This window comes from Falsiroseomonas bella (assembly GCF_003173615.1).
GTDB classification, from domain to species: domain Bacteria; phylum Pseudomonadota; class Alphaproteobacteria; order Acetobacterales; family Acetobacteraceae; genus Falsiroseomonas; species Falsiroseomonas bella.
In genome coordinates this window covers 308418-329033 of the sequence record NZ_QGNA01000005.1, presented here as the reverse complement: position 1 = coordinate 329033, position 20616 = coordinate 308418, and the positions used below count along the sequence as shown (strand labels likewise).

Sequence of the window (20616 nt, the reverse complement as noted above, 5' to 3'; positions counted from 1 at the left end):
TACCCGGCGGCGCCTCAGCGCTGCGGAGTGCGCCGGGTGGTGCGGGCGGCGCTGCGCGGCGGCGTCGCGGTCTGCGCCGCAGAGGCGGTGCGCGGCTGGGAGCCGCGGGCACGGACGGTGGCGGTGCGAGTCGTGGTGGCGGCGCCGCGCGCCGTGGCCTCGCGCCGCGTGGTGCGGGCGGTCTGGCGGCTTGCGGTGGCGCGTGTCGCCTGTTGCCGGGTCGCCGCCTGACGGGATGCGCTGCGCTGGGTGGTGGCCTGGCGGGTGCTGGCCTGGCGGGTGGTGGCGCGCCGGGTCTGGGCAGCGGTGCGCGTCGTCGCCGCCTGGGCGCGGGGGAGGGGCGCGGCCTGCGCCGTGCGCAGGATGCCGGTGCCGCCGGGAGCGGCATTGGCGAGGCCGAGCCGGTCGAAGCCCTGGTCGAGCAGCGCGGCCATGTGGGTATCGCGCTCCACCCAGGAACTGCCGCCGAAGACGGCGCCGACCAGGCGCCGGTTGCCGCGCGTCGCGCTGGTCACGATGTTGAAGCCGCTGGCGTTGATGTAGCCGGTCTTGATGCCGTCCACGCCCTCATAGGTCTGCAGCATGCGGTTGTGGTTGCGGATGCGGATGGCGCCGAACTCCGCATGGGTCACGCCGAAATAGTGGTAGCGGTTCGGGAAGTCCTGGATCAGCCGCTGGCCGAGCGTGGCCATGTCGCGCGCGGTGGTCACCTGCTGGGGATCGGGCAGGCCGGAGGCGTTCCGGAACAGGGTGCGGTTCATGCCGAGGGAGCGGGCGCGCAGCGTCATCATCTGGGCGAAGCGGTACTCCGTCCCGCCGAGTCGCTCGCCGACCGCGGTCGCGACGTCGTTGGCCGAGCGCGTCACCAGGGCGAGGATCGCCTGCTCGACCGAGATGGACTGGCCGGCCGGCACGCCGAGCTTGGAGGGTGGGCGGGAGGCCGCCTCCTCGGAGATCGGGATGCGGGAATCGAGCTGCAGCCGGCCTTCCCGCAGGGCCTCGAAGACCATGTAGAGCGTCATCATCTTGGTGAGCGAGGCAGGATGGCGCTGCTCGTCGGCATTGGCGGCGGCCAGCACGGTGCCGCTGCGGGCGTCGAGCACGATCGCCGCGTACCGCTCGCTGCCGATCTGGGCGCGTGCCGGCGCGGCGGCAATGCCCGCAAGAGTGGCGAACATGGCGCAGGCCACAAGGCCTGCGCGCAGGGCCAGGCCTGGGCGCATCCGTCTTGGTCCCCCTGCCGCGGCACCCCCCGTGCCGCGCCAATCCTGGAAGCCTAGGGGATTCCGACCCGGCCTGTATAGCGGCACGTATACGGAACTCTTTGTTAGCGCAGAGGCTTGGCGGGCGCTCTTGGCATCCGGTCGCATGATGTCCGCGGGGCGAGCCCGGACGGGTTGCGGCTGCACGCAGCTGTGATACGGCAGCTTTCATGCTGCACTGCAAAAAATGCTTGCGGCCCCGTGTCGCAGCGGTCTAGAAGCCTCGCGTGCTGCGGTGCAGCAAAGTCCTCGGGGCCGGGAGTTCGGCTCCCGGCCGGCCGCCCAGGCCGTGTCGCAAGACAGGGTGAAGGAGCGGGCAATGGCCGCGGAACCGAAGGAAGGCAAGCGCTCGATCGCGCTGGTGACGGACAACGCCGCGAAGGATGCGGCGCAGGCGAAGAAGTTCATGGAAGACGGCGCCGGCCAGGCGCGCGCGACGATGGAGAAGAACATGGAGCAGGTGACGAAGACGGCCGAGGGTTTCTTCAAGGCGGCCGAGGAAGCGGCGGAGTTCGGCCGCGGCAACATGGAAGCGATGACCAAGGCGGCCCAGACCTTCGCGGTCGGCATGCAGGACATCGGCAAGCAGGTCTTCGCCGTTTCCCAGGCGCTGACCGACCACGCGATGGAGTCGGCCAAGGCGATGGCCGCCGTGAAGAGCCTGAAGGAGGCCGCCGACATCCAGGCCGCCTTCGCCAAGGCCTCCATGGAGCGTTCCATGAGCGAGGCGGCGAAGCTGCAGGAGGCGACCTTCAAGCTCGCCGAGCAGGCCTACGCCCCGCTGACCGCGCGCATGACCCTCGCGGTCGAGAAGTTCGGCAAGCCGCTCGCGGCCTGATCCGATGACCTCCGGGCGCCCCGGCGCCCGGACCGCCTTGCCGGACCCGGCCGGGATGCCCCCTCATCGGGGCAGCCCGGCCGGGTTTCGTGCGTTGGAGGGGGCGCCGACCCACCTTTGATGCCGGAGGCGGCGTCAAGCCCTTCACTGAGGGCAGGATACTCCGATATCCTAGCCGAAGACCCGCGGACGGGGTCCGAGGCTTCCGCGCCATCCGGCCACTCGATCGCCGGCGGCGTGTTCCGGTTCTCAGGACAGGCGACAAGGCGCGCACCCAGGACAGGCATGAGCGATACCGACAAGCGGAACGGGCAGGGCGGCACCGGCGGCACGGAAGGGCCGAACACCGGCGTCGTCGTCAAGGCCCGGCCCAGGACGCGCAAGCCGTCCATGTACAAGGTGCTGATGCTGAACGACGACTACACGCCGATGGAATTCGTCGTCCACGTGCTGGAGCGCTTCTTCAGCAAGAGCCGGGAGGAGGCCACCCGGATCATGCTGCATGTGCATCGGCGCGGGGTCGGGGTGTGCGGGGTCTATACCTACGAGGTCGCAGAGCACAAAGTGACTCAGGTCATGGACCTGGCCCGGCAGAACCAGCACCCGCTCCAGTGCACCATCGAGAAGGAATGATCCGGCCCGGCCGGATCACCGAACCGTCCCGGGCACCCACCCGGCCGGCCGGAAACGTGGAACTTCGGGCGGTTGCGTGACCCGACGCAAGAAGCGGGGGCGCCTCTGTCGCAAGGGGGAGGGAGTGACCACATGGTGGGCAACCCGGGCGGGGGCGCTCCGTTGAGCGCCTCGGCCACCCGTTAGGGAGCGTCAAGCCAATGCTGTCCCGCAACCTCGAGCAGACGCTCCACCGCGCCCTCGGTCTCGCGAACGAGCGCCGGCACGAATATGCCACCCTCGAGCACCTGCTCCTCGCCCTCGCCGACGATGTGGACGCCGCCACCGTGCTGCGCGCCTGCGGCGTGGACGCCGAGAAGCTGAAGCGCGACCTGTCCGAGTTCCTGGACAAGGACCTGGCCGGGCTGGTCTCGGACCGTGCCGGCGATGCGAAGCCGACCGCCGGCTTCCAGCGCGTGGTGCAGCGCGCCGCGATCCATGTGCAATCCTCCGGCCGCGACGAGGTGACCGGCGCCAACGTGCTGGTCGCGCTGTTCAGCGAGCGCGAGTCGCATGCCGTGTATTTCCTGCAGCTGCAGGACATGACGCGGCTGGATGCGGTGAACTTCATCAGCCACGGCATCGCGAAGGCGCCGGGCCGGTCCACCACCCGCCCCGTCCAGGGCAGCCAGACGCCGAACAACAACGAGGAAGCACCCGAGAAGGAAGAGAAGCCGCAGCGCGGCGGCCGCGGGCAGGACGCGCTCTCCAACTACTGCGTCAACCTCAACAAGAAGGCGCAGCAGGGCAAGATCGACCCGCTGATCGGCCGCGACAGCGAGATCGAGCGGACGATCCAGATCCTCTGCCGCCGCACGAAGAACAACCCGCTTTATGTGGGCGATCCGGGCGTGGGCAAGACGGCCATCGCCGAAGGGCTCGCCAAGCGCATCGTCGAGGGCGACGTGCCCGAGGTGCTGCTGAAGTCCACGATCTACGCGCTCGACATGGGCAGCCTGCTCGCCGGCACGCGTTATCGTGGCGATTTCGAGGAGCGGCTGAAGGCAGTGGTGAACGAGCTGGAGAACCAGCCGGGCTCGATCCTCTTCATCGACGAGATCCACACGGTGATCGGTGCGGGTGCGACCAGCGGCGGCGCGATGGATGCGTCCAACCTGCTGAAGCCGGCGCTGGCGCAGGGCACGCTGCGCTGCATCGGCAGCACGACCTACAAGGAATACCGCAACTACTTCGAGAAGGACCGCGCGCTGGTCCGCCGCTTCCAGAAGATCGACGTGAACGAGCCGACGGTCGAGGATGCGGTGAAGATCCTGCAGGGCCTGAAGACCAACTACGAGAAGCACCACAAGGTCCGCTACACGCCGGAGGCGATCCGCGCCGCGGTGGAGCTTTCCGCGAAGTACATCCATGACCGCAAGCTGCCGGACAAGGCGATCGACGTGATCGACGAGGTCGGCGCCTCCCGCATGCTGCTGCCGGAGAACAAGCGCCGGAAGACGGTCACGCTGAAGGATGTGGAGGAGATCGTCGCGAAGATCGCGCGCATCCCGCCCAAGTCGGTCAGCGCCGACGACAAGGAGGTGCTGAAGAACCTCGAGCGCGACCTGAAGGCGATGGTCTTCGGGCAGGACAAGGCGATCGAGGCGCTGTCGGCCGCGATCAAGCTGTCCCGCGCGGGGCTGCGCGATCCGGAGAAGCCGATCGGCAACTACCTGTTCGCGGGCCCGACCGGCGTCGGCAAGACCGAGGTGGCGAAGCAGCTGTCGAAGACGCTCGGCATCGAGCTGATCCGGTTCGACATGTCGGAATACATGGAGCGGCACAGCGTCAGCCGCCTGATCGGCGCGCCGCCCGGCTATGTCGGCTTCGACCAGGGCGGCCTGCTGACCGATTCCATCGACCAGCATCCGCATTGCGTGCTGCTGCTCGATGAGATCGAGAAGGCGCACCAGGATCTCTACAACATCCTGCTGCAGGTGATGGACCACGGGAAGCTGACGGACCACAACGGCAAGACGGTGGATTTCCGCAATGTCATCCTGATCATGACGACGAATGCGGGCGCCGCCGACCTGGCCAAGCCCGCGATCGGCTTCGGCCGCGAGACGCGGGTGGGCGAGGACCAGGAGGCGATCCAGCGGCTCTTCACGCCGGAATTCCGCAACCGCCTCGATGCCGTGATCTCCTTCGCCGGCCTCAACCAGGAGATCGTGGCGCGCGTGGTGGACAAGTTCGTCATGCAGCTCGAGGCGCAGCTCGCCGACCGCAACGTGACGATCGAGCTCTCCTCCGCCGCGCGGGAATGGCTGGCGGAGAAGGGCTACGATCCGCTCTACGGAGCGCGGCCCCTGGCCCGCGTGATCCAGGAGCACATCAAGAAGCCGCTGGCGGAGGAACTGCTGTTCGGCAGGCTCGCCAAGGGCGGCGCGGTGAAGGTCGGGCTGAAGGATGGCACGCTCGGCTTCGACTACATCGAGGCCGCGCCGCCGGCGCTGCCGAAGCCCGAGGAGGGCGAGGGCGACGCGCCGGAGCGCGAGCCGGAGACGGCAGAATAGCGCCGCTCCGCGGCGGGCTCGTAACGCCCCGCCCCAGGCTGGCGAAGACGCGGAAGGCGTGGTCCTCTGGACCACGCCTTCTTTCGTCAGGGGACCCCGCATGACAGCCGACACCCGCATCGAGGACTGGGACCACTACAGCGCGGCGCTGCGCGAGCGCGGCAAGGAATTCACCGCGCTGCACCCGGAGCTGATCAAGGGCTTCGGCGCGCTGAGCCGCGGCGCCGCGACGACGAAGCACCTGGATGCGAAGACCCGCGAGTTCATCGCGCTGGCCGTGGCGGTGACGACCAAGTGCCAGGGCTGCATCGACGCGCATGCGCGCAAGGCCAAGGCCGCCGGCGCCACGAAGGAGGAGATCGCGGAGGCGCTCGGCGTCGCCGTCGCGCTCAATGCCGGCGCCGCGCTGACCTATTCCTTCCACGTGATGGACGCGCTGGACGGCACCGGCCAGGGCTAGCGCCATGACGCAGGCCGTCCCGCTTCGCGTCCTCTCGACGCTCGGCGTCGCCGGGATCGTCCGGACGCTGCTGCCGGAGGCGGCCGCGCGGGGCTTCGCGCCGGAGTTCCGCTTCGATCCCACCGCACGCCTCTTGGCCGCGATCCGGGAGGGCGCGCAGGGCGACGTCGCGATCCTGACCGGGGAGGGCGTCGGCGAGCTCGCCGAGGCGGGGGTTCTCGTCGCCGCTACGCGGCGGGAGCTGGCCCGGTCCTTCATCGGTGCGGCGGTGCGCGCGGGCGCGCCGCGGCCCGACATCGGCACCGACGAGGCCTTCCGCCGGACGCTGCTCTCCGTGCCCTCGCTCGCCTATTCCCGCGCCGGGGCGAGTGGCATCTTCTTCGCCGGACTGATCGAGCGGCTCGGCATCGCGGCGGAGGTCAACGCCAAGGCCCGCATCATCCCGCATGGCTTCACCGCGGAGCTGGCCGCACGCGGCGAGGTGGCGCTGGCGATCCAGCAGGTGAGCGAGCTGATGGCGGTGCCGGGGGTGGACATCCTCGGCAAGCTGCCGCCGGGGATGAACACCGGCATCACCTTCGCCGCCGCCTGCTTCGCGGATGCGCCGCCGGCGGCGGGCGACTTCATCGCCTGGCTGGAAGCCGCGATGACGCCCGCGGTGCTGCGGGCCGGCGGGCTGGAGCCGGTGGGCGCGCCCTGAGCTGCCGCTCCGTCACGGTCCGCCCCGCAGGACGTGAAGACGGCGCAGGCGACGGGGTCTGGCGTTCGCAGGCGTTCTGAGTATGTTGCGGCACCAATCAAGCGGCAGTGCGCCCCCTGCGGACGACCCGCCGCCACAAACGGAGGAACCTTCCGCTTGCAGACCCGTCGTCGCACCCTCTCCCTCGCCCTTGCCGCCGGCCTCGCGCCGCTGGCCGCGCATGCCCAGGGCAGCGCGCCGGCCTGGCGCCCCACGCGGCCGGTCCGCCTGATCGTGCCCTTCGCGCCGGGCGGGTCCAACGACATCGTCGGGCGCATCATCGCCGAGGCGGCGGGCCAGGCGCTCGGCCAGCCGATCGTGGTGGAGAACCGCGCCGGCGCCGGCAGCGTCATCGGGGCGGAGCATGTCGCGCGCTCGGCGCCGGACGGGCACACCGTGCTGATCAACAGCGCGCATTCCACGGTGCCCGCGATCGTCGCGCGCGTGCCCTATGACACCGTGAAGGATTTCGTCGGCGTCGCGGTGGCCGGCTTCTCGCCCTATGTGCTGGTCGTCAATCCGCAGGTGCAGGCGCAGACCGCGCAGGAACTGGTGGCGCTGCTGAAGGCCAATCCGGGGCGCTTCAACTGCGCGACCGCCGGCATCGGCAGCGGCGTGCATGTGGGCGCAGAGCTCTTCCGCTCCCTGATGAAGGTGGAGGTGGAGCTGGTGCACTACCGCGGCGGCGGGCCGAGCGTGGCGGCGCTGGTCGCGAACGAGTCCCAGTTCGGCACGCCGACCATGGCGTCCTCGATCGGCCAGGTCCGGCAGGGTGGGGTGCGGGCGCTCGCGGTGCTCGCCGAGCAGCGCTCCCCGGCACTGCCGAACGTGCCGAGCGCGACGGAAGCCGGGCTGCCGGGGGTGATCCTGGAGGAGTTCTTCCCGATCCTCGCGCCGGCCGGCACGCCGGCGCCGGCCGTGGCCGCGCTCGGCGCCGCCTTCCGCAACGCCATCCAGCAGAGCGCCGGGCGCCTGACGGAGCTGGCCGGCGTGGCGCCGCGCGCTGGCTTCGAGTCTCCGGACAGCGTGATGAAGCTGGTGAGCGACGGCGTGGACCAGTACACGCGGATCCTGCGCGCGGCGGGCGTGCAGGCCGAGTAGCGTTCGCGCGCGCGGCGGGGGTCAGATGGTCCCCGCCGCCGCGCCGGCCGCAAAGCTTCTGAGGCGCGTGGCGATCACCTCGCCCACCGCCTCCACCGCCGCGCGCTGCGGGAAGCGCGCACGCCAGACGATCCGCACGGTGCGGCCCGCGCGGGCGGCCAGGGGCCGCAGCGCGATTCCGGCATCCTGCGCCACGCCCACCGCCAGGGCGGGGATCAGCGTCGTCCCGTAGCCGGCGGCCACCATGTTGAGCAGTGTCGGCAGGCTCGATGCGCGCAGCGCGCCGCCGAGCGCGCCGCTGCGCCCGCAGGCGGCGAGCGCCTGGTCGCGCAGGCAGTGCCCGTCCGCCAGCACAAGGATGTCCTCGGCCAGTTCCTCCTCCGCGACCGAGTCGCGCGCGAGCAGGCGGTGGTCCGGCGGCAGGGCGGCGAGGAAGGGCTCGTCGAACAGCGCCATGCTCTGCAGGTCGGGGCCGTCCGTCTCGGTGGCGAGCAGGGCGGCGTCCAGCTCATGCACGCGCAGCCGCTCGAGCAGGGCCGCCGTCTGGTCCTCCCAGGGCTCGACCTCCAGCGCCGGGAGCGCGGCGCGCAGCGGGGCGAAGACCAGCGGCAGGAGATAAGGCGCGAGGGTCGGGATGATGCCGAGTCGGAAGCGCCCGGCGAGCGGATCGCGCAGGCCGCGCGCGACGGCGAGGATCGCGTCCGCCTCGGCGACCGCGGCGCGGACATGGCCGAGCAGCCGATCGCAGGCCGGGGTCGGCGCCACCGCCTTGCCGCCGCGCTCGAACAGGGCGACGCCGAGTTCCTCCTCCAGCCGGCGGATCTGCACGGAGAGGGTCGGCTGGCTGATGCCGCAGGCCTCCGCGGCGCGGCCGAAATGGCCATGCTCGGCGACGGCGAGGAGATAGCGCAGGTCGCGGAGGTTCATCGGGTCAAGCCCCCTGTCCCTATAGTTGCAGGCTATCAGCCCGGTTGTGTGTCAGGGCTTCCATCTATCCTTTCCGCGCGGCTACAAGGGAGCAAGAGGATCCGTGCGATGGGGCCGCGGGCGCGATGATGCGCGCGCGTGGGGTTGGCCCGGTGCCGTCCCTTCGAAGTCGCGCTATGGTCTTCCCAAGTGCTGGTGGCCTTGGCCCAAGTCCACAGTCGCTGAACATTGCCTGTATTGGAGGGAAACATGGACGGACATGCTCAGAGCGTCGGCAAATGCCCGGTGATGCACGGCAAGCCGAACGCCGCGCGATCCTCGACGCGTTCCAACCGTGACTGGTGGCCGAATGCGCTCAACCTGCGCATCCTCAGCCAGCAGTCGGCGAAGTCGAACCCGATGGGTCCGGGCTTCAGCTACCGCGAGGAGGTGAAGAAGCTCGACGTCCAGGCGCTGCGCAAGGACATGATCGCGCTGATGACGGTCAGCCAGGAGTGGTGGCCGGCCGACTACGGCCATTACGGCCCGCTCTTCGTGCGCATGTCCTGGCACTCGGCCGGCACCTACCGCACGGCGGACGGCCGCGGCGGCGCCTCCAACGGCGCGCATCGCTTCGCGCCGGAGAACTCCTGGCCCGACAACGCCAACCTCGACAAGGCGCGGCGCCTGCTTTGGCCGATCAAGCAGAAATACGGCAACAAGATCAGCTGGGCCGACCTGATGGTGTATGCGGGCACCGTCGGCATGGAGTCGATGGGCCTGAAGACCTTCGGCTTCGCCTTCGGCCGTGAGGACATTTGGGAGCCGGAGCAGGACATCTACTGGGGCGCCGAGGACACTTGGCTGGGCGACAAGCGCTACAGCGGCGACCGCCAGCTCGAGAACCCGCTGGCTGCCGTGCAGATGGGCCTCATCTACGTCAATCCGGAAGGGCCGAACGGCAACCCCGACCCGGTCGCCTCGGGCCGCGACATCCGCGAGACCTTCGCGCGCATGGCGATGAACGACGAGGAGACCGTCGCGCTCGTCGCCGGCGGCCACACCTTCGGCAAGGCGCATGGCGCGGGCGATGCCGCCCATGTCGGGCGTGAGCCGGAAGGCGCGGCGATCGAGCAGATGGGCCTGGGCTGGATCAGCAGCTTCGGCTCCGGCAAGGCCGGGCACGCCATCACCTCCGGCATCGAGGGCGCCTGGAAGCCGAAGCCCACCACCTGGGACAACGGCTACTTCGACATGCTGCTCGGCTACGAGTGGGAACTGCACAAGTCGCCGGCCGGCGCGCATCAGTGGCACCCGAAGGACCGCGCCGCCTGGACGCTGGTGGAGGACGCGCATGACCCGTCCAAGCGCCACCCGCCGATGATGACGACGGCGGACATGGCGTTGAAGATGGACCCGATCTACCGGCCCATCTCGGAGCGCTTCCACAAGGACCCGGCCGCCTTCCAGGACGCCTTCGCCCGCGCCTGGTTCAAGCTGACGCACCGCGACATGGGGCCGAAGGCCCGCTACGTGGGCCCGCTGGTGCCGGCCGAGGACCTGATCTGGCAGGACCCCGTCCCGCCGGTGACGCACAAGCTGGTGGACGAGGCCGACATCGCCGCGCTGAAGGCGAAGATCCTGGCGACCGGCCTGACCGTCGCGCAGCTCGTCTCCGCCGCCTGGGCCTCGGCCTCGACCTTCCGCGGGTCCGACCGTCGCGGCGGGGCGAACGGCGCCCGCATCCGCCTCGCGCCGCAGAAGGACTGGGAGGCGAACCAGCCCGCGCAGCTCGCGATCGTGCTCGACACCCTCACGGGCATCCAGCGCGACTTCAACGCGGCGGCGAAGGACGGCAAGCAGGTCTCGCTGGCCGACCTGATCGTGCTCGGCGGCTGCGCGGCCATCGAGGCGGCGGCGAAGGCGGCGGGCCATGACGTGAAGGTGCCCTTCACGCCGGGCCGCACCGACGCCTCGCAGGAGCAGACCGATGTCGACTCCTTCGCGGTGCTGGAGCCGGAGGCCGACGGCTTCCGCAACTACCGCAAGGCGCGCTTCACGGTCTCGGCCGAGGAGCAGCTGGTGGACAAGGCGCAGCTGCTGACGCTGACGGCGCCGGAGATGACGGTGCTGGTCGGCGGCCTGCGCGTGCTGGGCGCCAACCATGCCGGCTCGCCGCATGGCGTCCTCACGAAGCAGCCGGGCAAGCTGACGAACGACTTCTTCGTCAACCTGGTCGACATGGGCACGGCCTGGACCCCGACCGACGAGACGGCCGAGGAGTTCCAGGGCCGCGACCGCGCCACCGGCGCCGTGAAGTGGACGGCGACGCGCGTGGACCTGGTGTTCGGCTCCAACTCCGAGCTGCGCGCCCTCTCCGAGGTCTATGCCCAGGACGACTCCAAGGCGAAGTTCGTGCAGGACTTCGTCGCGGCCTGGAACAAGGTGATGATGCTGGACCGCTTCGACCTCGCCTGAGGTCGCGGCAGGGCGCCCGGATGCCGCGTGGCATCCGGGCCGCCCGAGCGTGAAGCGGCCGGGAAGGCGAACCCGGCCCGCCTGACGTGCGTCACAGGGGGAAGCGGCGATCCGCCGCTCCCGCCCCGCGCGCCGAAGGAGACAGAGCGACGCATGCTGCGCCTGCGCCAGCCTCCGCCCGAGGACACCTTCCCGCCGCTGCCCTGGGCGCTGGAGGCGACCCGCTTCGGTCCCGAGCTTTCGGCCTGGTTCGTCGGACAGGCGGAGACCATGTTCGCCCTGGCCAACGGCCATCTCGGCATCCGCGGCATGCTGGACGAGGGCGCGCCGGTGCGCGAGCCCGGCGTCTACCTCAATGGCTTCCACGAGCTCCGCCCGATCACCTATGGCGAGCGCGCGCATGGCTTCCCGCGCGTCGGGCAGAGCATGCTCAACCTGCCCGACGGCACGCCGATGCGCCTGTATGTGGACGGCGAGCCCTTCCTGCTGGACCGTGCCGAGCTGCTCTCCTTCAGCCGTGGCCTCGACATGCGCGCGGGCCTGCTGGAGCGGCGCGTCGTCTGGCGCATGCCGGCCGGCTGCCGGCTCGCGCTGCGCACCATCCGCCTCGTCGCGCTGCATGACCGGCATCTCGCCGCGATCGGCTGGGAACTGGAGGCCGAGGACGCGGCGGCGACGGTGATGCTGTGCTCGGAGATGGCGCTGCGCCCGCCGCTGGCCGTGGACCCGGACGATCCGCGCCTGGCCGAGCCGGCCGCGAGCAAGCGCGTGCTGCGCCCGACGGGGCATGAGGCGGCGGGGCTTCGCGCCGTGCTCGGCTTCGCCACCGAAGGCTCGGGACTGCTGCTCGGCTGCGGCATGGACCATGTGGTGGAGGACGCATCGCGCCTCTCCGTATCGCCCGAGGCGCGCTGCCAGGAGGAGCGCGCCGAGATCCTGTTCCAGGCTGAGGTCGCGCCGGGCCGTCCCCTCCGGCTGTGGAAGGCGCTGGCCTATCACTACGACGGCGGCGACGGCGCGACCGCGGAGGAGCTGCGCGAGCGCGTCGGCCGCAGCCTGGATGCGGCGCGTCGCCTCGGCCTCGACGGAATCCTGGCCGAGCAGCGACGTCGCGTCGCGCGCTTCTGGGAGCGCGCCGACATCGAGGTGGAGGATTCCGACCCGCATCGCCAGCAGGTGATCCGCTGGAACCTCTATCAGCTGATGCAGGCGTCGGAGCGCGTGGAGGGGCATGGCATCGGCGCGCGTGGCCTGACGGGCCGCAGCTACGAAGGGCACTATTTCTGGGACACGGAAATCTACGTGCTGCCCTTCCTGATCTACACTAACCCCGCCATGGCGCGCAGCCTGCTGGCCTTCCGGCACGGCATGCTGGACAAGGCGCGGGAGCGCGCGCGCGAACTCGGTCATCGCGGCGCGACCTTTCCCTGGCGCACGATCGACGGCCGCGAGGCCTCGGCCTACTACGCGGCGGGCACCGCGCAGTACCACATCAACGCCGACATCGCCTTCGCGCTGCGCCGCTATGTCGAGGTGAGCGGCGACGCCACCTTCCTGCGCAGCCATGGCGCCGAGATGCTGGTGGAGACCGCGCGATTCTGGCGCGACCTCGGCTTCTTCTCGCCGCGCCATGGCGGGCGCTTCTGCATCAACGGCGTCACCGGGCCGGACGAATACGCGACGGTGGTGAACAACAACCTCTTCACCAACCTGATGGCGCGCGCGAACCTGCGCTACGCGGCGGAGGTGGCGGAGGCGATGCGCCGCGACCATCCGCGGGATTTTGCAGAGCTGGTGCGGCGCACCGGCCTCGAGGATGTGGAGCCCGCCGGCTGGCGCGAGGCGGCGGAGCGGATGTACCTGCCCTGGGACGAGCGGCTGCGCATCCATCCGCAGGATGACAGCTTCCTCGACAAGGAGCCGTGGGACTTCGCCGGTACGCCGGAGGACCACTACCCGCTGCTGCTGCACTACCACCCGCTGAACCTCTACCGCGCGCAGGTGATCAAGCAGGCCGACACGGTGCTGGCGATGTTCCTGCTGGGCGACCATTTCACGCCCGAGGAGAAGAAGCGGAACTTCGACTACTACGATCCGATCACCACGCATGACAGCTCGCTGTCCGTCTGCGTGCAGGCAATCGTGGCGGCGGAGGTCGGCTACATGGCGAAGGCCATGGAGTATTTCCGCTTCGCGGCCGAGATGGACCTTTCGGATGTGGGCGGGAACATGCGCCACGGTGCGCATGTGGCCTCGATCGGCGGGACCTGGATGGCGCTGGTGCAGGGCTTCGGCGGGCTGCGGGACCATGGCGGGCGCATCAGCTTCGATCCGCGCCTGCCGCGCGAATGGCGTGCGCTGCGCTTCCCGCTGGCGATCCGCGGGTGCCGCCTGAGGGTGGAGCTGCGCCACGACGTCACGACCTATCGGCTGGAGGCGGGCGCGGCGCTCACGCTGGTCCATGACGGCACGGAGGTGCAGCTGAGCGCCGCATCGCCGGTCGCGTCCCTGCCCACGCCTAAGCTGCCGCCCGAGCCGGTCTCGGAATTCCCGCCCGCCCCGCACCCCGCGCCGCCGGCGGGCTGATCCCCGCCGCGCTTCAGCCCTGCGCTTCGACGCGCACCTCCGACAGGTCGGCCACCACGGCATGCGCGCCCGCCTCGCGCAGCGCCGCCACCTGCGCGCCGCGATCCACCCCGACAATCAGGCCGAAGCCGCCGCGATGCGCGGCCTCCACGCCCGCCAGCGCATCCTCGAACACGGCGCAGCGCGCGGGCGCGGCGCCGAGCCGCCGTGCCGCTTCCAGGAAGCTGTCGGGCGCCGGCTTGCCCGGCAGGCCGAGGCGTGCGGCCTCCACGCCATCCACCCGCAGCGTCACCAGCCGGTCGAGCCCGGACGCGGCGAGCACCGCGGCGCAGTTGCGGCTGGCCGAGACGACGGCCACGGGCAGGCCGGCCCGCGTCAGCGCCTGCAGCAGCGCCGCGGCGCCGCGGATGGGCTCCACGCCCTCGCGCTGCAGCGCGTCCAGGAACAGCGCCTGCTTGCGCGCGGCGAGCGCGGCGACGCTCAGCGCATCGGGGGGATCGTCGGCCGAGCCTTCCGGCAGCGCGAGGCCGCGCGCGGCCAGCACGGCGCGCACCCCGTCCTCGCGCCGGCGGCCATCCACCAGCGCGCGATACTCCGCATCCGCGTCGAAGGGAGGGAGGGGCGTGCCGCCCGGCGCCGCAAGGCGATGCAGCGCTTCGCCGAACAGCGCCTTCCAGGCGGCCGCATGCAGCCGCGCCGTGTCGGTCAGCACGCCGTCCAGGTCCATCAGGACGGCGTCCAGCCTTTCGCGCGACAGCATGAGCATAAGCGGCCTCCCATTGTGGCGCACTTCGCCGCGAACGCCGGGGCGCGGCGCGGGTTGGCTAGCCCGCGCGGGAGGGGGGCCAGCTTCTCGCGCGGCGGGGATGATCTGGCGCAAGGACCGCGCCGGCCATCCGGGGCAGGGTTTCATCGGCGGTTTCCGCCGCAATGCCGGCAGGGAACCGCGCGAAGCTGGGAGGACGACGATGGCGGGGCGGACCATCGCCTGGTTCGAGACGCTGGGCATTGGCGACGTCGCCCGCGTGGGCGGCAAGAACGCCTCGCTCGGCGAGATGGCGCGCACGCTGGCCGCCGAGGGCGTCAGCGTGCCGGACGGCTTCGCCACCACCGCGGACGCCTATCGCGCCTATGTCGCAGCCAACGGCATCGAGCCGAAGCTGCGCGAGCGCGTCGCGGCGCTGGAAGGCGGGCAGGCGACGCTGCAGGAGACCGGCGAGGCGCTCCGCCGCCTGTTCCTCGCCGGGCGCTTCCCCGATGCGCAGGCCGCGGAGATCCGCGAGGCCTATCGCGAGCTCGCGCGCCGCCGCGGCGGGGCGGAGGCGCCGGCCGTCGCGGTGCGCAGCAGCGCCACCGCGGAGGACCTGCCGCAGGCGAGCTTCGCCGGCCAGCAGGAGACCTTCCTGAACGTGCGCGGCGAGGCGGAACTGTTGGACGCCTGCCGCCGCTGCTACGCTTCGCTCTTCACCGACCGCGCCATCAGCTATCGCGAGGCGCAGGGCTTCGATCACCTGCAGGTCGCGCTCTCCATCGGCGTGCAGGTGATGGTGCGCTCCGACCTCGCGGGCTCGGGCGTGATGTTCTCGATCGACACCGAGACGGGCTTTCCCGGCGCGGTGGTGATCAGCGCCGCCTGGGGCCTGGGTGAGACGGTGGTGCAGGGCACGGTGGATCCCGACAAATACCTGGTGTTCAAGCCGCTGCTGCAGGATGCGCGCTTCGCGCCGATCCTGGAGAAGACGCGCGGCGGGAAGGCGCGGAAGCTGGTCTATGCAACGGGCGGCAGCGCGCGCACCGCCATGACGGAGACGACGCGGCGCGAGCAGGACGCCTTCGTGCTGGAGGATGCCGAGATCCTGCAGCTTGCGCGCTGGGCGGCGGCGATCGAGCGGCATTACGGCCGGCCGATGGACATGGAATGGGCGAAGGACGGCGAGACCGGCGCGCTGCACATCGTGCAGGCGCGGCCCGAGACTGTGCAGGCCCTGCGCGGCGCCGCGAGCCTGCGCACCTATCGCCTGAAGGATCGCCGCGCGCGGCCGCTGCTGACCGGCGCGGCGGTGGGGGATGCGATCGCCACGGGCGAGGCCTGCGTGATCCGCGACGCCGGCGACATCGCGCGCTTCCGCGACGGTGCGATCCTGGTGACGGAATCGACCGATCCCGACTGGGTGCCGGTGATGAAGCGCGCGGCGGGCATCGTCACCGACCATGGCGGCCCGACCAGCCACGCCGCGATCGTCAGCCGCGAGCTCGGCGTGCCTGCCGTGGTCGGCACGCAGCGCGCGACCGCGGCGCTGCGCGACGGCCAGCCGATCACGCTCTCCTGCGCGGAGGGGGACCAGGGGCAGGTCTATGATGGGCGGCTGGATTTCGCGGTGGCGGAGCTTGACCTGAGCGACCTGCCGCGGACGCGCACGCGGATGATGCTGAACCTGGCGAACCCCGCCGCGGCGCTGCGCTGGTGGCGGCTGCCGGCGGACGGCGTCGGCCTGGCGCGGATGGAATTCGTGATCAACAGCCATATCCGCATCCATCCGATGGCGCTGGTGCATCCCGACCGCGTGACGGATGCCGCGGCGCGGCGGGAGATCGACGCGCTGACGCGGGGCTTCGCCGACAAGACGGAGTTCTTCGTGGATCGCCTGGCGCGCGGCATCGCCAAGCTCGCCGCGCCCTTCCATCCGAAGCCGGTGATCGTCAGGCTCAGTGACTTCAAGAGCAACGAATACGCGCATCTGCTGGGCGGCGCGGCCTTCGAGCCGCTGGAGGAGAACCCGATGCTCGGGCTGCGCGGCGCCTCCCGCTACTACAGCGAGCGGTACCGCGAGGGCTTCGCGCTGGAATGCCGCGCGATCCGCCGCGTGCGGGAGGAGATCGGCCTCGACAACGTCGTGGTGATGGTGCCCTTCTGCCGTTCGCCCGCCGAGGCCGACCGCGTGCTGGCGGAGATGGCACGGCACGGGCTGGAGCGCGGGCGCGCGGGCCTCAAGGTGTTCGTCATGTGCGAGATCCCCTCGAACGTGATCCTGGCGGAGGAGTTCGCCGCGCGCTTCGACGGCTTCTCCATCGGATCGAACGACCTGACGCAGCTGGTGCTCGGCGTGGATCGCGATTCGGCGGAACTCCGCGGCCTATTCGACGAGCGCGACGCCGCGGTGAAGCGGATGATCGCGGACGTCATCGCGCGCGCGCAGGCCTGCGGCGCCACGGTCGGCATCTGCGGCGAGGCGCCGAGCAATCACCCGGACTTCGCGGAATTCCTGGTGGAGCGCGGCATCGATTCGATGTCGCTGAACCCTGACAGCTTCGTGGGCACGGTGCGGCGCGTGGCGGAGGCGGAGGCGCGGCTGGCGCGTGATTCCGGCCGGGCCGCGCCCGGAGGCGCGGTGTGACGGGGCACGAGAGGCACTTTGGGGGAGAGAGAGGCAGCATGACCGAGAGAAGGGCGCTTGCGGAGGTTGCCGCGGAACGCACGCGGCAGGATGCGCAATGGGGTGGCCCGGCGCATGACGACAGGATGTCCACCGACGACTTCGTGCGGCTCATCACCGACTATGCGGGCTGGGCGCGGGTGAAGGCGCGGGAGGGATCGCCGGTGGAGGCGCGGCAGCGCCTGGTGCAGGTGGCGGCACTCGCGCTTGCCGCGGTGGAGAGCCTCGACCGGCGGGCCGGGCATCGCGTCGAGGCCGCGCCAGCGCCGGAGCGGCCGGCGGCCAGCCCGGCGCCGCGCAACGAGAGCCTGCGCTGGGAGTAGGGCCGGCGCCCTTCAGCCGCGCGGCGGGCGCAGCGGGATCACGCGCTCCATCCGGCAGCGCACCGCCTCCCCGCCGGCGAAGGCCGGGGCGGCGGCGGGGGCCACGACGAAGAGCGTGCCGACCGCCGTCTCGACCTCGTATTCGCGGGTCTGGCCGAGGAAGGCAGCGCGCTGGATGCGGCCGGGCAGGCCCTCGCCCTCGGCCAGCAGCGTGATGGATTCCGGGCGCACCGCGAGCTGCGCCGGGCCGGCGGGGTGCGCCCGCATGCGCGTGGCGAGTGCGACGCCGCCGAGCGCGATGCGGTCGGGGCCGAGCACCTCGCCGTCCAGCACATTCGCCTCGCCCATGAAGTCGGCGATGAAGGAGTCGGCCGGGTCCTCGTAGAGCTCGTTCGGCGTGCCCATCTGCGCGATCTTCCCGGCACGCATCACGCAGACCAGGTCGGAGACGGCCAGCGCTTCCTGCTGGTCATGGGTGACATAGACCACCGAGAGGCCGAGGCGCTTCTGCAGGTCGCGGATGTCCTCCCGCACGCGGCGGCGCAGCCGGGCATCGAGGTTCGACAGCGGCTCGTCGAACAGCAGCACCTGCGGCCGCAGCACCAGGGCGCGGGCCACCGCGACGCGCTGCTGCTGGCCGCCCGAAAGCTCGGACGGCAGGCGCTGGCCGAGGCCCTCCAGCCCCAGCGTCTTCAGCATGGCGAGCGCATCCGTTTCGGCCGCCGCCTTGCGCGCGCCGTTGACGACGAGGCCATAGGCGACGTTCTCCAGCACGTTCATGTGCGGGAACAGCGCATAGGACTGGAACACCATCGCGATGCGCCGTTCGGCCGCGGCGAGCCGCGTGACGTCGCGGCCCTCGATGGTGATGCGCCCCTCTGTCGGCAGTTCGAGCCCGGCGACGAGGCGGAGCGTGGTTGTCTTGCCGCAGCCGGACGGGCCGAGCAGCGTCACCAGCGCGCCCCGCGGCAGGTCGAAGGAGACCTCGTCCACCGCGCGCACCGTGCCGAAGGCCTTGGTCACGCGGTCGAAGGTGATGGCGGCGTCGGTCATCGCTGGCGTCTAGGCTCCGGCCCGGACCGGCGCGGCGGCGGGGGCGTTGCGCAGGCCGGGTGAGGCGGGCGCCGCGCGGCGACCGAGGCGCGCGCGGCCCACCCCCTTCTCGATGCCGAGCACCACGGCGAGCATGATGAAGATGAGGACGGTGGAATAGGCGATGGCGAGCGCCATCTCGCCCGCCTCCACGCGGCCGACGATGTAGACCGTGGCCAGGTTGTGCCGCGCCGAGACGAGGAAGATCACCGCCGAAACCGCCGTCATCGCATGGACGAAGCTGAAGGCGAGGGCGGTGATGATGGCGGGCCGCATCAGCGGCAGCACGACGCGGCGCAGCGTGTCCACCGCGCCGGCGCCCATCGTGGCGCTGGCCTCGTCGAGCGAGCGGTCTATCTGGGCCAGCGCGGCCAGCCCTCCGCGCACGCCCACCGGCAGGTTGCGGAAGACGAAGCAGAGGATGAGGATCAGCGCCGTGCCCGTCAGCTCGATCGGCGGCACGTTGAACGCCATCACGTAGGAGACGCCGACCACGGTGCCCGGGATGGCGAAGGACAGCATGGTCATGAATTCCAGCGTGCGCCGTCCGCGGAAATCCTGTCGCGCGATGAGCCAGGCGAGCAGGATGCCGAGGAAGGCGGTGATCGGCGCGGCGATGGCGGCGACCTCGATGGTCGTCAGCAGGCTGTCCCAGGCGGAGCCGCGCAGCGCGAAGCCGTCGCGCCATTCCACCTCGAAGGCGGTCAGGATGTGGCGCCAGGTGAAGCTCATGTCGCCGCGGCCGATGTCGTGCACGAAGCCGCCGACCAGGATCACGCCGTAGACCGCGGCGGTGAAGAGCATCCAGGGCCAGACGACGAGACCGCAGGTGAGCTTGAGGCCGGCCGGCAGCGGCGCCGGGATGCCGGAATCGCCCTTCCCCGTGACCGTCGTGTAGCGCCGGCGGCCGAGCCAGAGCGCCTGCAGCGCGAAGGCGCCGAAGGTGAGCGCCAGCAGCAGCAGCGCAAGCGCGGCGGCGCGGCCGGGATCGTGGCGGGCGCCGGCGATGGCGAAGAAGATGCGCGTGGACAGCACGTCGAAATCGCCGCCGAGCACCAGCGGGTTGCCGAAATCCGCGAGCGATTCGACGAAGCCGAGCAGGAAGGCCGCGGCCAGCGCCGGCTTCAGCAACGGCCAGGTGACGGTGCGGAAGATGGTGAAGCGCCGCGCACCCATGGTGGCGGAGGCTTCCTCGAGGCTCGGCGATATGGCGCGCAGCGCGCCGTCCAGAAGCAGAAAGGCGATCGGCGCCTGCGCCAGCACCTGCGCGAGCAGCACGCCGGGAAGGCCGTAGATCCAGCGGCTGCGGGGGATGTCGAACCAGTCCCACATGAAGGTGGTGACGATGCCGGTGCGGCCGAACAGCACGATCAGCGCCATCGCCACGACGAAGGGCGGCGTGATCAGCGGCAGGATGGTCATGGCGCGGAACAGCGGCGCCGCGCGCACGCCGCCGCGCACCGCCAGCAGCGCGAAGAACAGGCCGATCATGGTGGAGAGCACGGCCGTGAGCGTCGCCAGCAGCAGCGTGTTCCACACCACGCCACAGCCCTCATGGGTGGCGAGGCAGGCGAGGCTCCAGGCCTCCGGGGCGGTGACGCGCGCGACCAGCGCGCCGGGGGCGAAGCGATCGCCCTCGTAAACCGCGGCGCTCAGGATGGTGAAGAGCGGCCCGAAGACGAAGAGCAGCAGCAGGAATGCGCTGCCCGCGACCAGGAAGGCGACGAAGGCGTCCGCGCCGAAGGCGCCGCGCGCCGCAAGGCCGGAGGCGAACAGGCCCGTCGCGCCGACCAGCACGAACAGCGCGCCCCAGCCGAGCGAGGGCTGCGGCGGCGGCGCGCCGAGCAGCGGCGCGAGCCAGTGCCAGTCGAGCCCGCGCAGCCCGATCGCCTCGCCCATGGCGAGGGTCCAGAGGATGATGCCCGCACCCGTCGCGACCAGCAGGCCGCCAGGCGCCCGCCCGCGCAGCAGCGGCGGCGCGGTGATCACGAGCAGCAGCGCGACCGGCCAGAGCCACCAGCGCGCGCCGGACAGCAGCAGCGCGACGAGCGGCGCGGCGGTGCCGCCCGGCCAGGCGGCGAGCTCCGCCGGGCCGCCCTCCAGCCCGTGCCACGGCAGCAGCAGCATGCCGAGCGCGGCGCAGAGCAGCGCCGCGCGGCCAAGCGTCAGGGCACCCAAGGCGAGGTCGCCGCGCGGCTCAGGCGATACG

The 20616-nt window shown here is 71.4% G+C and carries 15 protein-coding genes; 10 read left to right on the top strand and 5 right to left on the bottom strand.

Annotation, left to right across the window (positions count from 1 at the left end):
• Window positions 1–14: 14 nt before the first annotated feature.
• A complete protein-coding gene (locus DFH01_RS22155) occupies window positions 15–1178 on the bottom strand; it encodes a D-alanyl-D-alanine carboxypeptidase family protein (RefSeq protein WP_233256231.1) in 1164 nt (387 codons plus the stop codon).
• 403 nt (window positions 1179–1581) lie between these two features.
• Here DFH01_RS22155 and DFH01_RS22150 point away from each other — a divergent pair, with 403 nt between their 5' ends.
• The 6 genes from DFH01_RS22150 (at window position 1582) to DFH01_RS22125 (ending at window position 7588) form a co-directional block, all read left to right on the top strand.
• Window positions 1582–2100, top strand: a complete 519-nt coding sequence (locus DFH01_RS22150) for a phasin family protein (RefSeq protein ID WP_109872674.1) — start codon at window positions 1582–1584, stop codon at window positions 2098–2100.
• A 285-nt stretch (window positions 2101–2385) separates the two neighbouring features.
• Window positions 2386–2733 carry an ATP-dependent Clp protease adapter ClpS gene (clpS, locus tag DFH01_RS22145; protein WP_109872673.1) on the top strand — a complete coding sequence of 116 codons (348 nt, stop codon included), beginning with the start codon at window positions 2386–2388 and terminating at the stop codon, window positions 2731–2733.
• Window positions 2734–2933: 200 nt separating this feature from the next.
• On the top strand, window positions 2934–5288 hold the full coding sequence (gene clpA / locus DFH01_RS22140) for an ATP-dependent Clp protease ATP-binding subunit ClpA (protein ID WP_109872672.1): 2355 nt from the start codon (window positions 2934–2936) through the stop codon (window positions 5286–5288).
• Window positions 5289–5406: 118 nt separating this feature from the next.
• Window positions 5407–5748: a carboxymuconolactone decarboxylase family protein gene (locus DFH01_RS22135; RefSeq protein ID WP_408609214.1), complete on the top strand. Its 342-nt coding sequence runs from the start codon at window positions 5407–5409 to the stop codon at window positions 5746–5748.
• A 4-nt stretch (window positions 5749–5752) separates the two neighbouring features.
• Window positions 5753–6448, top strand: a complete 696-nt coding sequence (locus DFH01_RS22130) for a molybdate ABC transporter substrate-binding protein (RefSeq protein WP_109872670.1) — start codon at window positions 5753–5755, stop codon at window positions 6446–6448.
• Between the two features lie 156 nt (window positions 6449–6604).
• On the top strand, window positions 6605–7588 hold the full coding sequence (locus DFH01_RS22125) for a Bug family tripartite tricarboxylate transporter substrate binding protein (RefSeq protein ID WP_158287860.1): 984 nt from the start codon (window positions 6605–6607) through the stop codon (window positions 7586–7588).
• Between the two features lie 21 nt (window positions 7589–7609).
• Here DFH01_RS22125 and DFH01_RS22120 read toward each other — a convergent pair whose 3' ends face one another.
• Window positions 7610–8515, bottom strand: coding sequence for a LysR substrate-binding domain-containing protein (locus DFH01_RS22120; RefSeq protein WP_109872668.1), 906 nt, complete (start codon window positions 8513–8515; stop codon window positions 7610–7612).
• A gap of 249 nt (window positions 8516–8764) precedes the next feature.
• Here DFH01_RS22120 and katG point away from each other — a divergent pair, with 249 nt between their 5' ends.
• Window positions 8765–10972, top strand: coding sequence for a catalase/peroxidase HPI (gene katG, locus DFH01_RS22115; protein ID WP_109872667.1), 2208 nt, complete (start codon window positions 8765–8767; stop codon window positions 10970–10972).
• A gap of 153 nt (window positions 10973–11125) precedes the next feature.
• Window positions 11126–13558: a glycoside hydrolase family 65 protein gene (locus DFH01_RS22110; protein ID WP_109872666.1), complete on the top strand. Its 2433-nt coding sequence runs from the start codon at window positions 11126–11128 to the stop codon at window positions 13556–13558.
• Between the two features lie 13 nt (window positions 13559–13571).
• Here the strand turns inward: DFH01_RS22110 and DFH01_RS22105 are convergent, their stop codons facing one another.
• Window positions 13572–14324, bottom strand: a complete 753-nt coding sequence (locus tag DFH01_RS22105) for an HAD family hydrolase (protein ID WP_109872665.1) — start codon at window positions 14322–14324, stop codon at window positions 13572–13574.
• A gap of 202 nt (window positions 14325–14526) precedes the next feature.
• Here DFH01_RS22105 and ppsA point away from each other — a divergent pair, with 202 nt between their 5' ends.
• Complete coding sequence (ppsA, locus tag DFH01_RS22100; protein ID WP_109872936.1) at window positions 14527–16953, top strand: phosphoenolpyruvate synthase; 2427 nt, start codon at window positions 14527–14529, stop codon at window positions 16951–16953.
• A 38-nt stretch (window positions 16954–16991) separates the two neighbouring features.
• A complete protein-coding gene (locus DFH01_RS22095; protein WP_109872664.1) occupies window positions 16992–17315 on the top strand; it encodes a hypothetical protein in 324 nt (107 codons plus the stop codon).
• Window positions 17316–17327: 12 nt separating this feature from the next.
• Here DFH01_RS22095 and DFH01_RS22090 read toward each other — a convergent pair whose 3' ends face one another.
• Window positions 17328–18368 (bottom strand): ABC transporter ATP-binding protein, encoded by a 1041-nt coding sequence (locus DFH01_RS22090; RefSeq protein WP_109872663.1) that lies wholly within the window; start codon window positions 18366–18368, stop codon window positions 17328–17330.
• A gap of 9 nt (window positions 18369–18377) precedes the next feature.
• Window positions 18378–20585, bottom strand: coding sequence for an ABC transporter permease (locus DFH01_RS22085; RefSeq protein WP_199231348.1), 2208 nt, complete (start codon window positions 20583–20585; stop codon window positions 18378–18380).
• Between the last annotated feature and the right edge of the window lie 31 nt (window positions 20586–20616).

Coding starts and splice junctions, on each gene's coding strand:
- DFH01_RS22150 (WP_109872674.1), top strand. CDS start 1,582: ATGGCCGCGGAACCGAAGGAAGGCAAGCGCTCGATCGCGCTGGTGACG.
- DFH01_RS22120 (WP_109872668.1), bottom strand. CDS start 8,515: ATGAACCTCCGCGACCTGCGCTATCTCCTCGCCGTCGCCGAGCATGGC.
- ppsA (WP_109872936.1), top strand. CDS start 14,527: ATGGCGGGGCGGACCATCGCCTGGTTCGAGACGCTGGGCATTGGCGAC.
- DFH01_RS22110 (WP_109872666.1), top strand. CDS start 11,126: ATGCTGCGCCTGCGCCAGCCTCCGCCCGAGGACACCTTCCCGCCGCTG.
- DFH01_RS22155 (WP_233256231.1), bottom strand. CDS start 1,178: ATGTTCGCCACTCTTGCGGGCATTGCCGCCGCGCCGGCACGCGCCCAG.
- clpA (WP_109872672.1), top strand. CDS start 2,934: ATGCTGTCCCGCAACCTCGAGCAGACGCTCCACCGCGCCCTCGGTCTC.
- DFH01_RS22105 (WP_109872665.1), bottom strand. CDS start 14,324: ATGCTCATGCTGTCGCGCGAAAGGCTGGACGCCGTCCTGATGGACCTG.
- katG (WP_109872667.1), top strand. CDS start 8,765: ATGGACGGACATGCTCAGAGCGTCGGCAAATGCCCGGTGATGCACGGC.
- clpS (WP_109872673.1), top strand. CDS start 2,386: ATGAGCGATACCGACAAGCGGAACGGGCAGGGCGGCACCGGCGGCACG.
- DFH01_RS22090 (WP_109872663.1), bottom strand. CDS start 18,368: ATGACCGACGCCGCCATCACCTTCGACCGCGTGACCAAGGCCTTCGGC.
- DFH01_RS22095 (WP_109872664.1), top strand. CDS start 16,992: ATGACCGAGAGAAGGGCGCTTGCGGAGGTTGCCGCGGAACGCACGCGG.
- DFH01_RS22130 (WP_109872670.1), top strand. CDS start 5,753: ATGACGCAGGCCGTCCCGCTTCGCGTCCTCTCGACGCTCGGCGTCGCC.